Origin of the sequence: Nocardia sp. NPDC059154 (genome assembly GCF_042755705.1) — a bacterium.
Classification (GTDB): domain Bacteria; phylum Actinomycetota; class Actinomycetes; order Mycobacteriales; family Mycobacteriaceae; genus Nocardia.
Genome location: NZ_JBHZCS010000017.1, coordinates 42,163 through 58,305 on the forward strand (window position 1 = coordinate 42,163; position 16,143 = coordinate 58,305).

The following is a 16,143-nucleotide window of genomic DNA, read 5'->3' on the forward strand; positions in this document are numbered from 1 at the left end:
GCGTTTCACGTCTTCGACGTTTCCTGCCTGGAGTAGTCAATGTTCACGCGCATCGCCATCGTCAACCGTGGAGAGGCGGCCCGCCGCCTGATCCACGCGGTCCGGGAATTCAATGCCCAGCATCGCGATCGGGAGCCGCTGCGCACCATCGCGCTACACACCGATGGTGAGCGGCAGGCGGGGTTCGTTCGCGACGCGGATGAGGCGTACTGCCTGGGGCCGGCCTCGGCCCGGCCGTATCTGGACCTGGCGGTGCTGGAGCGGGCGCTGACCGAATCCGGGGCCGACGCGGCGTGGGTCGGTTGGGGTTTCGTGGCCGAGGACCCGGCCTTCGCCGAGCTGTGTGACCGCCTCGGGATCACATTCATCGGCCCGAGCGCTACGGCCATGCGGGCACTGGGGGACAAGATCGGCGCCAAGCTGCTGGCCGAACAGGTCGGTGTGCCGGTGGCAGCCTGGAGCCGCGGGCCGGTCGAGTCGCTCGACGACGCATTGGGCGCGGCCGAAGCGATCGGATACCCCCTGATGCTCAAGGCGACCGCCGGTGGTGGTGGCCGGGGCATCCGGATTGTCACGACGCCTCAGGAGTTGCGTGAGGCCTACGCGCGGACCAGCGAAGAGGCGGCGCGTTCGTTCGGCAACGGGACCGTCTTTCTGGAGCGGCTGGTTTCCGGTGCCCGGCACATCGAAGTACAGGTGATCGCCGACTCGCACGGCACCGCCTGGGCGCTGGGTGTGCGCGACTGCACCGTGCAGCGGCGCAACCAGAAGATCATCGAGGAATCCGCCTCCCCATTGCTGAGCGCGGAACAGATTGCGACAGTGAAGGATTCGGCCGAGCGGCTGGCCCTGGCGGTCGAGTACTGCGGGGCCGCCACCGTGGAATTCCTCTACCAGCCGCAGGAACTGCTGTTCGCCTTCCTGGAGGTCAATACGCGGCTGCAGGTGGAGCATCCGGTCACCGAGGTCACGACCGGAATCGACCTGGTGAAAGCGCAATTGGAAGTGGCGGCCGGATTGCCGCTGCGCGGTGACAAGCCGGTCGAGCGCGGCCATGCGATCGAGGCCCGCTTGAACGCGGAGGACGCCGACCGCGATTTCGCCCCGGCGCCCGGTCGGATCGAGTTGCTGCGCTGGCCCGTCGGGCCGGGCATCCGCATCGACACCGGCGTTGTCGAAGGCGACGAGATCCCCTCGGATTTCGACTCGATGATTGCGAAGATCATCGCGTACGGCCGGGATCGGGACGAGGCCCTTGCCCGCCTGCGCCGGGCGGTCGCCGAGACGACGGTCGTCATCGAAGGCGGCGCCACCAACAAGGGTCTGCTGATGTCACTGCTGGAGTCCGCCGAGGTGGTGAACGCCACCGCCGACACCCGCTGGGTGGACCGGGCCCGTGCCGCAGGTGAGCTGCACGCGGCCCAGCGCACCGGGATCGCACTCGCCGCCGCCGCCATCGCCGGATACGAGGAGGACGAGGCAGCACGCCGGATCCGCCTGTGGGAGACCGGCCGCGGGGGCCGCCCGCAGGTGCTCGACGAACCGCTGCGCGCAGTTGAAGTGAAGCTGGCAGGCCGGGGCCATCGGGTGATCGCGGCCAGGACCGGTGCGAACAGCTTCCGCGTCGGTATCGGCGACGACACCGGCTTCGATGTCGACCTCACGCGGATCGACACGTACTCCAGCCGGCTCGGTGTCGGCGATCGGACCTACCGCGTCGTGACGGCGACACACGGCACCGTGCAGGTCGTCGAGGTCGATGGCGTGGCACACCGGGTCAGTCGCGACGAAGGGGGCGCCGTGCGCGCGCCCGCGCCCGCTCTGGTCGTCGCCACGCCGGTCGCCGAGGGCGCCGAGGTCGGCGCGGGCACACCGGTTCTCGTGCTCGAGAGCATGAAGATGGAAACGGTGCTCCCGGCGCCGTTCGACGCACGAGTCCGCAAGCTGCTGGTGGCGGTGGGCAGCCAGGTGTCCACCGGAACGCTGCTGGCACAGCTGGAGGTGCTGGACGAGAACGCCACCGAGGAACCGCAGGAACCCGTCGATCTGATGCTGCCGGAGCTCGACGAGCCGTCCACAGCGATACGGGCCGCCCGGGCGCTGCGCGAAGTAGCCGGTGTGATCCTCGGTTTCGACCACGCCGACGATGCCGAATCGGCGGTGACGCGATATCTGCGAGACCGGAGCGGCCTCGTTGCCGAGGCAGGAGCGCCGTGGGCGGCCGAGGCCGAGCTGATCGAATCATTCTGCGACATAGCGGAACTGTGCGACCCGCGCCCGGAAGACGACACCCACCGCTCGCGGCGTGAGCAGCTCCACATCTATCTGCAGAGCCTGGACGCGAACCGCGGTCGGCTGACGGCGGGCTTCCGGCAGGTTCTGACCAGCGCACTGCACCGCTACGGGGTCGATGGTTTGGAGCGCACCCCGGCGCTGGAAACGGCTGTCTACCGAATTGTGCTGGCTACCAAGCGATTCGATGAATCCAGCCACGCGATGCAAGATCTGCTGAAGGTGTGGCTCAGCGAGCCCCGCCAGCACGACGACAGTATCCGGCCCGCACTGGAGCGAATGATCCGTGTCGGGGCGGCGCGCACGCCGGTGCTCGCCGATCTTGCTCGCAGTGTCGAATTCCGGTGGTACCTGCACCCCGAGGCCGAGGCGGCGAAGGCCGGGGCGCTGGCCGGGGTGCCCGACGAACTGCGCATTCTCGCCGGCCTGCCGCACCTCCCGGAACGCACGCGGCGCATCATGGCCATCGCGGACATCGCCGAGTCGCTGGATCACCTGGTGGCGGCACGTCTCCAGCGAGACATCCGCCTCCCGGTCGACCCGCTGCTCGAGGTGCTGTGCCGACGCCGCTACGCCGAGCAGAACCTGGGCGACGTGCGCGCGGTGACCATCGCGGGGCGGGCCTTCGCGATCTGCGACTACGAGCTCGAGCTCCGGCCGGGCAACACCGTGCCCACGACCTGCGTGGCGACCATGGGGCGGATGAGCGATCTGCGGGACGGGCCGTCGGGCGCCCTCACGACCGCACTGCGCGGCTTGCTGGAAGGCGCGCCCACCGACCATGTCCGGGTGGTCGATCTGCTGCTGTCCTGGCCGGCCGCACCCGGTTCCGCCGACGAACGGGCCCGCGGACTGCTGGACGCGCTGCAGAACGCCGGACTGACCTCGGATATGCGCCGCATCACGGTGGCGCTGGCGCCGCCACACGACGGCCCGCTGGAACAGTTCACCTTCCGCACCCGCGCCGGTGAACTGGTGGAAGATACCGTGATTCGCGGGGTGCACCCGCTGGTGGGCCGCCGGCTGCATCTGTGGCGGTTGCGCAACTTCCACCTCGACCGGTTGCCCGCGCCATCGGACATGATCGTGTATCACGCGGTCGCCAAGGAGAATTCGTCCGACGAACGTCTGGTCGCCCTCGCTCAGGTGCGCCGGTTCGCGCCGGTTCGTGACGGCGCCGGCGCCATCGTCACCGTGCGCGGTGCGGAAACGGTGCTCAATGCGTGCGCCGAAGTGGTGGCGCGGGCCCGCCGAGACCTGGATCCGGCCGGGACACGGCTGGCGCTGAACCACGTGTGGCTCGATATCCGTCCGGTGATCGATGTCGATACCGCCGTGCTGGCCGACTGGCTGCACGCCACAGCGCCGCAGATCATCCGGGCCGGTATCCAGGAAGTGGTGGTGCACGGCCGAGTCCGTCAGCCCGACGGCGCCTACGACTTCCAGGTGACGCGGTTCCGGTACGACCTGACCGGCGGCACCGAGGTCACCGTCGATGCCCCGCCCGCGGAGCCACTGGCGCCGCTGCGTGATTACGACCAGAAGGTGCTGCGGGTCCGGCGTCGCGGTGCCGTCTATCCCTACGAGCTGATCGACCTGGTGCGTGGCCCGAACGGAAGCTTCACCGAGCTGGATCTTCCGCCACAGGGCGGCGACCTGATCGAGGTCGACCGTCCGCGTGGCCTCAATGAGGCCGGAATCGTCGTCGGTACCGTCAGCACGCCGACCCCGCTGCATCCGGACGGGGTGCGCCGGATCGTGCTGTTCGGTGACCCGTACCGCGAACTGGGTGCGCTCGGTGAGCCCGAATGCACTCGTATCGATGCCGCGCTCGTGCTGGCAGAGCGCGAACGGATTCCGCTCGAGTGGTATTCGCTGTCCTCGGGTGCGCGAATCTCGATGGACTCCGGCACCGAGAACATGGACTGGGTGGCTCGGGTACTGCGCCGCATCGTGCAGTTCACCCAGCACGGCGGCGAGATCAACATCGTGGTCGCGGGGATCAATGTCGGTGCCCAGCCGTACTGGAACGCCGAGGCCACGATGCTGATGCACACCCGCGGCATCCTGGTGATGACTCCGGCCAGTGCCATGGTGCTCACCGGCAAGCAGTCGCTGGACTTCTCCGGCGGGGTCTCGGCGGAGGACAACTTCGGCATCGGCGGGTACGCCCGGGTCATGGGCGCCAACGGCCAGGCGCAGTACTTCGCTCCGGATCTCGGTGCCGCGCACGAGATTCTGATGAGCCACTACGAACACACCTACGTCGCCCCCGGGGATCCCGGTCCGCGCCGGGCAGCGAGCATCGACCCGGTGAATCGCGATATCACGGAGTTCCCGCACCACCATCTCGACAGCGAATTCACCACCGTCGGACAGATATTCGCGTCGGACACCAATCCCGACCGCAAAAAGCCGTTCTCGATCCGGGCCGTGCTCCGGGCGGTTTCGGACCAGGACTACCCGCTCTCGGAGCGCTGGGCGGAAATGGCCGAGGCCGAGACCGCGGTTGTCACCGATGCCCGCATCGACGGGTGGTCCGTGTGCCTGATCGGAATCGAATCAGCTCCGGTTGCCCGGCACGGCTTCCCGCCCGCCGATGGCCCCGAATCCTTCACCGCCGGAACTCTTTTCCCGCTGTCGTCGAAAAAGGTGGCGCGGGCGATCAACGCCGCCAGCGGCAACCGCCCGGTAGTGGTGCTGGCGAACCTGTCGGGCTTCGACGGATCGCCCGAGTCGATGCGGCGGCTCCAATTGGAGTACGGCGCTGAAATAGGCCGCGCCATAGTCAATTTCGATGGACGGATCGTCTTCTGCGTGATTTCGCGCTATCACGGCGGAGCCTTCGTGGTGTTCTCCAAGGCGCTCAATCCGAACATGACGGTGCTGGCCGTCGAGGGCTCCTTCGCATCCGTGATCGGCGGTGCCCCTGCCGCGGCGGTGGTGTTCGCCCGCACCGTCGACGCTCGGACCGCAGCCGATCCGCGTATCCGCCGTCTCCAGGAGGAAATAGCCATGACGGAAGACCCCGGCAAGCGGGCCGAGCTGGTCACCGAGTTGGCGGACGAACGTGTCACCGTACGGGCCGAGCACCTGTCCGCCCTCGGGACCGAATTCGATGGCGTGCACAGCATCCAGCGGGCGGTCGAGGTCGGCTCGGTCGACGCGGTCGTCTCCGTTCCCGAACTCCGCGCACGTATCGCGGCCGCCATAGCCGCCGTCTGGTGAGCGTCTTCCCATGACAGAAATGAAACCGATCATCTCCAGCGTGTCCGACACCGCACGGTGGGTCGCGGTGTACCGGGCGATCGAGTCGGCGCGCCCGGACGCACTGTTCCGTGATCCGCTGGCGGGCATGCTCGCAGGTGACGTCGGGCCCGTCATCGCGGCCGAGACGACCCGTGTGATGGGCGATCACGGGTGGCCGATCGTCGCCCGTACCAAGCTGATCGACGACATGATCGGCTCGGCGATCAACGGCGGTTGCGACCGGGTGATCAACCTGGCGGCAGGCCTGGACACCAGGCCCTACCGGCTCGATCTGCCCGCAGACCTGACGTGGATCGAAGCCGATCTGCCGGCGCTGCTGGAGGAGAAGAAGCGGCTGCTCGACCGGTACACGCCGCGTTGCCGGCTGATCAGGCGCGCTGTCGACCTCTCCGATTCGGTGGCGCGGCGGGCGTTTCTGAACAACGCCCTCGCCGGGGCCGCCCGCGCATTCGTGATCACCGAGGGACTGGTCATGTACCTGCGGCCCGACGAGGTCCGGCAACTGGCAGTGGACTTCCGGCGCGAGGAGATCGCCTGGTGGGCGGTCGACATCGTGTCGGTCGTGATTGCCGAGCGTTTGGAGCGTAGTGGTGACGGCCTGCTGAAGAACGCGCCCTTCACCTTCACACCGGCGAATGGGGTCGCGTTCTTCGAGGACGAAGGATGGGAAGTGCTCGATATCGAGTCGATCCTGCAGGCAGCGAGCCGATTTCGGCGGCTCTCACCGATGTACCGCTTCTTTTCCCGTCTGCCGCAACCGAATCCACGCAAGCCGGGCACGGTCATCCCGTGGAGCGCCGTGCTCCGGCTGACCCACTGAGCCGCTGAGCCGCTGGCCGAGTTTCAGGCGTTTCGCGGAGATCGCGGGGCTCAAGAAGCCATGAACGTACCGAGCCCCGAGAACACGTTGATGGCTAGGCCGTCGGCGGTGGCGGCAGCGGCGATCCGGCCTGCTCCGGTGAACACCGACACCGATACCGGGGCGCAGTCGCAGGGCTGCTGCGCAATTGCTCGAATTGGCAGGCCGGTCACACCCGTTTTTCCGGTCGTCAGGTTCGCCCAGTGGATCTGGACGGGCGAGTCGAGCATGCTGCCACCGTCGAACTGTGGTGGGGTGGCGACACCGAACGTGGTGACTCCGCGTTGCTCGCCGACGGTCGCCGTCAAGGCGATCGTGAATTGCTTCGGACCTCCCATTGATTGGGATACTTCCATCAATGGGAGCTGGAACATGGTCGTCTCCGCGGCGTGAGCGACGGCGTGCTGCCCCAGAACCAGCGCGCTTGCGATTGCACCCGCGAAACCCAGCCTGCCGACCACGCTGGCAACCCCGCGAATCACGTTCTTCGTCACTAGCCCTCCTCACAGTTGATTCCTGCTGATTCCTGCGTGCATCGAGATCGGCGACGTGCTGACGACTGCCCTGAACGAGCACCCTGCCAGTAAAACAACCCGAGATCCGATATTCACGGCATCGCCCCGCGCGTCGCCGCGGGGCAACCCGGTGGCGGCACACTGCCGCCCGAACGCGAGCTAGGAATTTGCTCGACAACGGGACACAATACTTGCAGGGATGACTGTTCCAGAGCGATCTGTCGTTTTCGACAGACCCACCTCGTCTGCACTGATTGGGGCGGAACCGACATGCACCGAGACGGTGAGCGACCCAGACGGCTCAGTGTTTCCGCGCTGGCGGCGGTAGCCAATCCGTCGTACTCGCGCATCGATACGTGGAATCTGCTCGACGACGCGTGCCGTCAGCTGGCCGATGTCGACCGTGCCGGTCAGGACACCACACACGAAGTCGCCGTGGTGCGACGTCTCCTCGATCGTCTCGGCGCCTACGAGCGGTACTGGCTGTATCCGGGAGCGGAGCGACTGGCGGCGTTCCACAGATATGTCGCCGACCTTGCCACGGCGCGGCTCACCGAGGAGGTGTCGCTGGCCGTGCGCCTGCTCTCCGAGTACGGCGACCGCACAGCTCTGTTCGACACCGCGGCGCCACTGGCCGATCAGGAACTCGTGGCTCGGACCAAACAGCAGCAGTTCTATACCGTCGTGCTCGGCGACGATTCCCCGCCCGAGGCTCCCGAGAGCCTGGCGGAGAGCCTGCGGGCGCTTCGCGACCCGTCCGACGATGTGCAGTTCGAGCTGCTCGTCGTCACGAGCATCGAGGACGCCATCACCGCTGTCGCGTTGAACGGCGAGATTCAGGCGGCGATCATCCGGCATGACCTGCCGCTGCGTTCCCGCGACCGGGTGCCGTTGATGAACACACTGCTCGGCGCCAACGAGGACGTGGTCGTGACCGACCGCACCCACGACTGGGTCGAATGTGGTGAGTGGATCAGGAAGCTGCGGCCTCATATCGACCTGTACCTGCTGACCGACGAGTCGATCGCCGCGGAGACCGAGGGTGAGCTGGACGTCTACGACCGCACGTTCTATCGGCTCAACGATGTCACCGACCTGTACAGCACAGTGCTCGCCGGCATCCGGAACCGGTTCGCCACACCGTTTTTCGATGCGTTGCGGGCCTATGCGGCCGCACCGGTCGGCCAGTTCCACGCCCTTCCCGTTGCGCGCGGCGCCAGCATCTTCAACTCCAAGTCGCTGCAGGACATGGGCGAGTTCTACGGCCGCAACATCTTCATGGCGGAGACGTCGTCCACCTCCGGCGGGCTGGACTCGCTGCTCGACCCGCACGGCACGATCCGGGCGGCCATGGACAAAGCCGCCGCGACGTGGTGTGCCGATCAGACGTACTTCGTCACCAACGGAACATCCACCGCGAACAAGATCGTCGTGCAGGCCCTGACCCGGCCGGGTGACATCGTTCTGATCGACCGCAATTGCCACAAGTCGCACCATTACGGCCTGGTGCTCGCCGGCGCATACCCGATGTACCTGGACGCCTACCCGCTCGCGCCGTTCGCGATCTACGGAGCGGTGTCCCTGCACACCATCAAGAAGGCGTTGCTGGACCTCGAGGCTGCCGGGCAGCTGGACCGAGTGCGCATGCTGCTGCTCACCAACTGCACCTTCGATGGCATCGTCTACAACCCCCGGCGGGTGATGGAGGAGGTCCTGGCGATCAAGCCGGACATCTGCTTCCTGTGGGACGAAGCGTGGTACGCGTTCGCGACCGCGGTGCCGTGGGCCCGGCAGCGGACCGCGATGGTCGCCGCCGAGCAACTCGAATCGACATTGTCCTCACCCGGTTACGCCCAGGAGTACCGCCGGTGGAAGGCGTCGATGGAGGGCGTGGACCGTGCCGAGTGGGCCGACCGCCGGCTGCTTCCCGACCCCGGGCGCGCGCGGGTGCGCGTATACGCGACGCATTCCACCCACAAGTCGCTGTCGGCGCTTCGGCAGGCGTCGATGATCCATATCCGCGACCAGGATTTCGCAGCTCTCGTCCGCGAGACGTTCACCGAGGCGTTTCTGACCCACACCTCGACGTCGCCGAACCAGCAACTCCTGGCGTCGTTGGATCTGGCGCGCCGGCAGGTCGACATCGAGGGCTTTCAGCTGGTCCGGAACGTCTACGACATGGCGCTGGTCTTCCGGCACCGGGTCCGCAAGGACCGGCTGATCGGCAAGTGGTTCCGCATCCTGGACGAGGCCGACCTGGTGCCCGAGGAGTTCCGGGCCTCCGAGGTCAGCTCGTACCGGCAGGTCAGGCAGGGTGGGCTGGCGGAATGGAACGAGGCGTGGCGGTCCGATCAGTTCGTGCTCGACGCGACGCGGGTCACCCTGTTCATCGGCAAGACCGGCATGAACGGATACGAGTTCCGCGGGAAGGTCCTGATGGACCGGTTCGGCATCCAGATCAACAAGACCTCGATCAACAGTGTGCTGTTGATCTTCACGATCGGCGTCACCTGGTCGAGCGTGCAGTACCTGCTCGACGTGCTGCGGCGGATCGCCACCGACTTCGAGCGCAGCGAGAGCGCGGCCGGCAAGGCCGATCGCGCCCTGCACCTGCGCCGGGTCGAGGCGATCACCGAGGATCTGCCCGCGCTACCCGACTTCAGCGAGTTCGACACCGCCTTCCGTCCCGACGGCGCCAGCTCGTTCGGCGACATGCGATCGGCCTTCTACGCGGGATACGAGGAGTCCGACCGCGAACACGTCCTGCTCGGCGAGGCCGGGCGCCGGATCGCCCAGGGAAAGACCCTGGTGTCGACGACTTTCGTCGTCCCCTACCCGCCCGGCTTCCCGGTGCTCGTCCCGGGTCAGGTGATCTCGCGGGAGATCCTCTATTTCCTGGCCGAGCTCGACGTCAAGGAAATCCACGGCTACAACCCCGACCTCGGGTTGTCGGTCTTCACCGATGCCGCGCTCGCGCGGCTCACGGCCCGGCGCCTGGGTGTCGCCACGGTCAACGGTGTGCCGACTGTGACGAGGCAGGATCAGTCCTCCGGGGCGTCGGTATAGCGCTGGAGGTAGAGCGCTTCGCCGAGCTTCTCGAGGAGGTCGAGTTCGGTCTGCAGGTAGTCGACATGCTGCTCTTCGTCCTCGAGGATCTGCTCGAAGAGGCGAGCCGAGGTGGCGTCGCCTCGCGAGCGCATCAGCTCGATGCCCGGGCGCAGCCGGTCGACGGCGTCGATTTCGATCTGCAGATCGGCCTGTAGCTGTTCGGCGACGGTCTGTCCGATACGTAGCAGGCCGAGTTTCTGATAGTTGGGAAGCCCATCGAGAAACAGGATGCGATCGGTGAGGATTTCCGCGTGCCGCATCTCGTCGATCGACTCGTGACGGGTGTGCTGGGCCAGTTTCGGGAAGCCCCAGTGCTCCTGCATCTTGGCATGCAGAAAGTACTGGTTGATCGCGGTGAGTTCGGCCGTCAGCTGGTCATTGAGCAGTGCAATGATGTCCTTGTCGCCCTTCATGGGCGTGATCGTGGCACAGATCACACGCAGTGGCGAGGTGCGAGCGTGCGTGTCGGATCAGGCCGCTGAGGACTCGGCGCCGGACGACGCCTGAGCCTGGCTGAAAACCTCCGCCAATCGCCTCGTGCAATTACCGCAGCCCGGCCGCCAGCCGCAAGCGCGTTTCACCTCTCGGACGGAGTGGGCGCCGCGCGAAACGCAGTCGTGCACATCGTCTTCGGAGACGGCGTTGCAGATGCAGACATACACGGGCGGGCCTCGCTGGCGGGAGTGATTTTTCGAAGAGACCGTCCATAGAGGTAAGCCTCCCCTAATTTATAGCACCGTATGAGGGAATCGGGAAGGCCGCGCTCGCGCGGCTCGCCGCTCGGCACCTGGGTGCCGCTGCCCGGGCCGACAATGGTCGTATGACCGGCAGTGTCCAACTGCGCGTGTACGCCGAGCTGAACGACTTCCTGCACCAGGACGTCCGGTACACGGCGCAGCCTCGGCCGATCCGTCCCCATCAGACCGTGAAAGACGTCGTCGAGGCTGCCGGTATCCCGCACACCGAGGTCGATCTGATCCTGGTGAACGGCGAATCCGTCGGCTTCGGCCACCACCCGCAGCCGGGCGATCGGCTCGTCGCCTACCCGATGTTCGAGACGCTGGATATCGGCCCGCTGACGCGGGTACGTCCCCATCCGCTGCGTGATCCGCGTTTCGTCGTCGACGTCAATCTCGGCGGGCTCGGACCGCTGCTGCGGCTGATGGGACTCGACGCTCGCTGTGAGTGGGACGCCGACGATGCCACTCTCGCCGCGACGGCCGCCGCGGAGAATCGCATCCTGCTCACCCGCGACCGCGGACTTCTGAAGCGGCGCAACGTGACCCACGGCGTCTTCGTCCGCTCGAACCGCCCATTCGAACAGCTGGTGGAGGTGATCCGCCGCCTCGACCTGGCCGATCGGCTGGCCCCCTTCACCCGTTGCCTGCGCTGCGGTGGCCTGCTCACCGACGTGCCCAAGCAGGACATCATCGATCGGCTCCAACCCCTCACCCGCCGCTATTACGACACCTTTCGCCAGTGCCCGGAGTGCGGCCGGATCTATTGGGAGGGTTCGCATCAGCCCCGCCTGAACAACCTCGTCGCCCGAATCCGCGCCGCGATCGGGTCGGCGTAACGGGCCGAGAAAAAAATTGCCACCGATGTGCCCGCATGTATTGACTACGGGCAAAGGTGGAGGAGACTTGTGTATACACCGAAACACCGGAGAACGCCGCAATGGCGATGGAGACGTCCGTCAAAATGAGCGGTGGAGCCCACAGGATTCGGCCAGGCCCCCGGCAAGTCGATTGGAAAATCGAGTGGTCAGCGACGACTGAGACTCGAGATTTCGATAGAGACTACCGGGGACTGATCTGTTCGGGGGCAAACGTACGACGGAGCGGCGACCAACCAGGGTCGCCGCGCCGTCGTTTCTCCAGTGCAAGCCGCGCCCCGATTTACCTCATGAGACTCAGCAGGCCGAGGTCGGGGACGAGCGCGCCGTGCTGGCCGAGTGCGAGGAAGTCCGCCTCGACCGCCGAGAGCGGGAGCTTCCCCGCGCGCACTGCGCGGTAGCGCACGAACGACCAGAGGAAGACATCGAGGTTGTCGAAGCGGGTGTTGGCCTCGAGCACCTCCTCCTCGTGGAACCACACGGCCACCTGGCCATTGGCCAGCACGACGTACAGGTTTCCGCCACCGTCCGCGCCGATCGAGTACACATCGTCGTCGGTGAGCTCGGTGGTGTAGTCCGAATCGCGGATACCGCAATCGTTTCCGGCGAAGTCGAAGCCGTACGACCAGAAGAAGATGTCCAAGAACTGCGGCATCCGGCCAGACCGCACTCGACGATCGAACGCCTCCAGCGCAGCGGCATCACCCGGCGCGAGACGCGCGAGAAACGGTGCCACCGTACGGGTTTCCTCCGGCACCTGAACCGTCGGGGCGTCGGAGAACCAGCGGTCCAGATCGCCGTCGAGATCACGGTCGGTGTAGCCGGCGAGGTCGGCAAGAGTGAGAGCCACGCCGGGATTCTAGAAGCCTCGAAACAGCGTCGGCGGTGGCGGATGTCCGACTGCCCCTCGAGGCGGCGTGCCCATTCCGCCACTTGTTCGTGATCGTGTCGTATGGAATGTCGAGGTGGGGTATACCTGCGGTATACGGGTTTTCAGATCTCAGCGTACAGGGGGCTTGCCGATGCCCGGTCAGATCGATCTGCACACCGACGTGCCGCATTCGGCTCGTATGTACGACTACTTCCTCGGTGGCAAGGACAATTACGAGGCGGATCGTGATGCCGCCGAAAAGGCGTTGCAGGAGTTTCCCGCGGTTCGGGTGACCGCGCGCACGAATCGTGAGTTCATGCGGCATGCCACGCGCTATCTCGCGGGGCAGGGGATTACGCAGTTCCTCGACATCGGCACGGGTATCCCGACGGAGCCGAATCTGCATCAGGTTGCGCAGGAACTGGCGCCGGACGCCCGGGTCGTCTATGTCGACAACGATCCGCTCGTATTCGCACACGCACGAGCACTGCTGGTGAGTTCGCCGGAGGGCCGCATCGCCTACGTCCAGGCCGACGCCGCGCGCCCGCTGGATATCCTCGCAGCCCCGGAACTGCGGGAAACACTGGATCTTTCGCAGCCGGTGGCCGTCTCCCTGATGGCCCTGCTCCATTTCGTGCCCGGCGACGTCCACGAGATCGTCAAGACTCTCATGGAGCCCCTGGCTCCGGGTTCCTACCTCGCGATCTCGCATGTGACAACGGACTTCGACGACGGCGACTCGGACCCCGACGGCATGGCCCGCCTGCTACAGGTCTACATCGACCGCGGAATTCCCGTCCGCCCCCGCACCCGCGCCGAGGTCGAGCGCCTGTTCGACGGCCTGGAACTGGTGCCCCCCGGCGTAGAGGTGATCCACCGCTGGCGCAGCGAGGGCATCGACCACCCACCCGGCCACGACAAGGTCGTGTCGCTTTACGGCGGCGTGGGCAAGAAGATCTAGGCTGTCCCCGTATTTTGCTGTCTGCGGTTCTTCTTCGAGGTCGAACGACTGGAAGGGGCTCACTGTGGCACAAGAGAAGGTCGGCCGGGTATTCGCCGCGATCGCGGTGGGTGTATTGATGTCGGCTCCGCTTGCGGGGGTGGCGAGCGCCGCGGTCCCGTCGCATCAGCAACCGCCGCCGCCCGGGTCGGCAGGGATGTGGCCCAACGAAGGTCGCGATTGGCGCGGTGATGACGGTCCGCGAGATCGTGACCGGCATTGTGATCGGAATGGTTACTGGCACGACAATGACAATGATCAGTGGGGTCGCCGCGATGACCGTTGTGAATCCTGGTAACCACGAAATCTGACCCGGGTCGGCACCGCACGGTTCGTGCGCTGGTATAACGCGAATGACACCCGGTCGCAGACCCGGGGGTCATTCGCTCTTTGTATTTCGCGCTCTAATTGGCTTGCGCCGCAACTGATATGGGAATATCGGCCGCGTCGGGCCGCGATCAGCGCACCGGTTCGGTGCAGCTGGTGGGTGGGTCGACGATGGAGCAGGGGAGTGGGGGACGGGTCGGGTAGTAGTCGGCGCGGCGCGCACCCGAGGTGATCATGTGATGCTCCTTCTCCTGGGAAGTCGGTGGCGCTTGCCCCTGTGATCCGGCCGCATGACTGGACAGTAGGCTGGCGAGGGCAATATCGGTGCAAACGAAACCCGTTCGGCGGGTGGGAGGTCGGACGCATGGCGCGAACACGCGACGCCGAACAGTCGGGTGCGGCGCGGCGTGGCCAGATCCTGGCCGCTGCGATGACGCTGTTCGCCGAGAACGGGTACCGCGGCACCTCGCTGGCGGCGGTCGCCGCCGCGGCGGGCATCACGCGGTCCGGGGTGTTGCACCATTTCTCCAGTAAGGAGGCGCTGCTGTCGGCGGTGCTGGCCGAACGCGATCAGCAGGCGTTCGACGCGGTCGAGGTCGATCGCGAGTACCAGGGTCCGGCGGTGCTGCGCGCTTTCGAGATCGTGGATGATCTGGCCGAGCGCAATCGGGCCGATCCGGAGCTCACCCGGTTGAGCCATCTGGCCCTCTTCGGCTCCGCCGACGCCCCGGATGTGGCGCACGAGTGGTCGAATCAGCGCATCCGGACCTACCGCGACAACCTGGCCCGGGTGATCGAGCAGAGCGCCGCCGCCGGCGATATCCGCGCCGACGTCGATGCCCAGGCCGCCGCGCTGCTGCTGGTGGGCGCACTCACCGGCCTGACCGAACTCTGGCTGCGCGACGACTCGCTGGACATGGTGGGCGCGGTCCGGATGCTCACCGGCCTGCTGCGCCGGGATCTGGCGCCGGACCAGGACTGATCTTCTCACTGCCCAGGTCCCACCGGGCGATCCAGGTCGGCATTGGCGACCGGGCCACCGGCGAACCGTTCCCGCAGGAACTGCTGCGCCGTGGCCTGCCGCTTCGCCGCCTCCAAGCCGTGCTCGCCGATCGGGTCGCGCACGGTGACGACGGTCGTGCCGCCGCGCCGCCAGGCCGCAACCAGATCGTCGGCCTGGGCGACCGGCACGACTTCGTCCGAGTCCGATTGGTAGTCGAGGATGGGCATCGTCGGTGCGCCGCCGCCGAGCGAATTCCGTTGCAGCGCTTCGGTCAGCCGAGTGTCGTCGTGGTACCCGTCGGCGGTGGCCGCGGCCAACCGCCAGAACGGGTAGCGAATCAGCAGTTCGATGACGCACACGTCGGCGGCGGCCGCGGTGTCCGCCCGCCCCCGCTCGTTGAGCAGCTCGTCGATGCGAGTGTCGGGGAACTCGCGCTGATACGACACCAGCACGCCGACCAGAAAGCCCGAGAACACCCCGCCGTCAACGTTTTTCATGACCGCCGGCAGATTCGCGGGCACCCCGCCGAGGGCGGCTCCGGTGAAGGTCAGCTCGGGTGCGTAGGCGGGCTGTAGTTCCGCCGCCCAGCCGGTGGCCGCCGCTCCGCCGGAGTAACCGTCCAGCGCCCAGCGGGTATCCGGTCCGAGCCCGGCGGGCGTGAATGCCCCGGCGGCCCGGACCCCGTCCAGGATGGCGTGCCCGGACTGCGGGCCGGTGAGGAAGGCCGACTTCGGCCCCTCGAAATCGGGTACCGCCACCGCCCAGCCCTCGGACAGCATGGCGGCGATCTGATCCCCGGATTGCAAAGTGCCCGTGGCTATTCCGTACGAGGGCGCGCACCGGGTGCCGGTGGAGTCCTCCGGAATCTGTTCGGACACGGCGGGCCGGGACCCCGGACCGGTCCAGGGCGCGGTCGGCACCAGCAGCGTGGTGAGGCCCAGCTCCGGGTTTCCCAGCGAATCATTGGTGCGATACGACACCTGCCAGGCGCGCACCGAGACCGGCAGCTTGGTGCCGATCTCCCGCCCCGCCACCACCTGGCCGTCGCGCAGGGAGCCGATATCGGGTGGCGGGGTGTAGAACGGATCCTGTTCCGGCACAACGGAAACGGTGGCGGCGGGGGGCTCCTCGGCGGATACCGGCACGGCGGCGGACATCGGCACGGTGGCGGCCGCCGCAGTGACGGTCAGTGTGGCAGCCACCGTAAGACGCGAAAACATGAAATGCACTCTCTCGGTTGATTGTCGAATCGTCGTCGGCCCGCCGCCCCACCGGCCGTCCCG

General features: G+C 66.9%; 10 protein-coding genes and 1 pseudogene. 6 read left to right on the top strand and 5 right to left on the bottom strand.

Features of this window, described 5'->3' with window-relative positions:
- The first annotated feature begins 39 nt into the window (after positions 1-39).
- Both ACFXN1_RS16775 and ACFXN1_RS16780 read left to right on the top strand, forming a co-directional pair.
- Complete coding sequence (locus ACFXN1_RS16775; RefSeq protein ID WP_379437669.1) at positions 40-5,520, top strand: biotin carboxylase N-terminal domain-containing protein; 5,481 nt, start codon at positions 40-42, stop codon at positions 5,518-5,520.
- 10 nt (positions 5,521-5,530) lie between these two features.
- Positions 5,531-6,382 carry a class I SAM-dependent methyltransferase gene (locus tag ACFXN1_RS16780; RefSeq protein WP_379437667.1) on the top strand — a complete coding sequence of 284 codons (852 nt, stop codon included), beginning with the start codon at positions 5,531-5,533 and terminating at the stop codon, positions 6,380-6,382.
- A 50-nt stretch (positions 6,383-6,432) separates the two neighbouring features.
- Here ACFXN1_RS16780 and ACFXN1_RS16785 read toward each other — a convergent pair whose 3' ends face one another.
- The gene (locus tag ACFXN1_RS16785; RefSeq protein WP_379437666.1) at positions 6,433-6,915 is read right to left on the bottom strand and encodes a hypothetical protein; all 483 of its coding nucleotides are present in this window, start codon (positions 6,913-6,915) and stop codon (positions 6,433-6,435) included.
- 291 nt (positions 6,916-7,206) lie between these two features.
- On the opposite strand from ACFXN1_RS16785, the pseudogene ACFXN1_RS16790 reads away from it, so the two are divergent.
- Positions 7,207-9,948: pseudogene (locus ACFXN1_RS16790) on the top strand (aminotransferase class I/II-fold pyridoxal phosphate-dependent enzyme); the annotation flags it as partial.
- Positions 9,949-9,977: 29 nt separating this feature from the next.
- On the opposite strand, the gene bfr reads toward ACFXN1_RS16790, so the two are convergent.
- Together bfr and ACFXN1_RS16800 are read right to left on the bottom strand one after the other, a co-directional pair.
- Positions 9,978-10,457: a bacterioferritin gene (gene bfr, locus ACFXN1_RS16795; protein WP_379399429.1), complete on the bottom strand. Its 480-nt coding sequence runs from the start codon at positions 10,455-10,457 to the stop codon at positions 9,978-9,980.
- 57 nt (positions 10,458-10,514) lie between these two features.
- Positions 10,515-10,706, bottom strand: coding sequence for a bacterioferritin-associated ferredoxin (locus ACFXN1_RS16800; RefSeq protein WP_379437664.1), 192 nt, complete (start codon positions 10,704-10,706; stop codon positions 10,515-10,517).
- A 158-nt stretch (positions 10,707-10,864) separates the two neighbouring features.
- Between ACFXN1_RS16800 and ACFXN1_RS16805 the strand changes: the two genes are divergently transcribed.
- Positions 10,865-11,620 (top strand): Mut7-C RNAse domain-containing protein, encoded by a 756-nt coding sequence (locus ACFXN1_RS16805; protein WP_379437663.1) that lies wholly within the window; start codon positions 10,865-10,867, stop codon positions 11,618-11,620.
- Positions 11,621-11,942: 322 nt separating this feature from the next.
- Here the strand turns inward: ACFXN1_RS16805 and ACFXN1_RS16810 are convergent, their stop codons facing one another.
- Positions 11,943-12,509, bottom strand: a complete 567-nt coding sequence (locus ACFXN1_RS16810) for a hypothetical protein (RefSeq protein ID WP_379437661.1) — start codon at positions 12,507-12,509, stop codon at positions 11,943-11,945.
- A gap of 172 nt (positions 12,510-12,681) precedes the next feature.
- Between ACFXN1_RS16810 and ACFXN1_RS16815 the strand changes: the two genes are divergently transcribed.
- Complete coding sequence (locus tag ACFXN1_RS16815) at positions 12,682-13,491, top strand: SAM-dependent methyltransferase (RefSeq protein WP_379437659.1); 810 nt, start codon at positions 12,682-12,684, stop codon at positions 13,489-13,491.
- 730 nt (positions 13,492-14,221) lie between these two features.
- Positions 14,222-14,839: a TetR family transcriptional regulator gene (locus ACFXN1_RS16820; RefSeq protein ID WP_379437658.1), complete on the top strand. Its 618-nt coding sequence runs from the start codon at positions 14,222-14,224 to the stop codon at positions 14,837-14,839.
- 5 nt (positions 14,840-14,844) lie between these two features.
- Here ACFXN1_RS16820 and ACFXN1_RS16825 read toward each other — a convergent pair whose 3' ends face one another.
- Positions 14,845-16,062 (bottom strand): lipase family protein, encoded by a 1,218-nt coding sequence (locus ACFXN1_RS16825; protein WP_379437656.1) that lies wholly within the window; start codon positions 16,060-16,062, stop codon positions 14,845-14,847.
- Positions 16,063-16,143: the final 81 nt, after the last annotated feature.

Coding starts and splice junctions, on each gene's coding strand:
- ACFXN1_RS16775 (WP_379437669.1), top strand. CDS start 40: ATGTTCACGCGCATCGCCATCGTCAACCGTGGAGAGGCGGCCCGCCGC.
- ACFXN1_RS16780 (WP_379437667.1), top strand. CDS start 5,531: ATGACAGAAATGAAACCGATCATCTCCAGCGTGTCCGACACCGCACGG.
- bfr (WP_379399429.1), bottom strand. CDS start 10,457: ATGAAGGGCGACAAGGACATCATTGCACTGCTCAATGACCAGCTGACG.
- ACFXN1_RS16805 (WP_379437663.1), top strand. CDS start 10,865: ATGACCGGCAGTGTCCAACTGCGCGTGTACGCCGAGCTGAACGACTTC.
- ACFXN1_RS16815 (WP_379437659.1), top strand. CDS start 12,682: ATGCCCGGTCAGATCGATCTGCACACCGACGTGCCGCATTCGGCTCGT.
- ACFXN1_RS16820 (WP_379437658.1), top strand. CDS start 14,222: ATGGCGCGAACACGCGACGCCGAACAGTCGGGTGCGGCGCGGCGTGGC.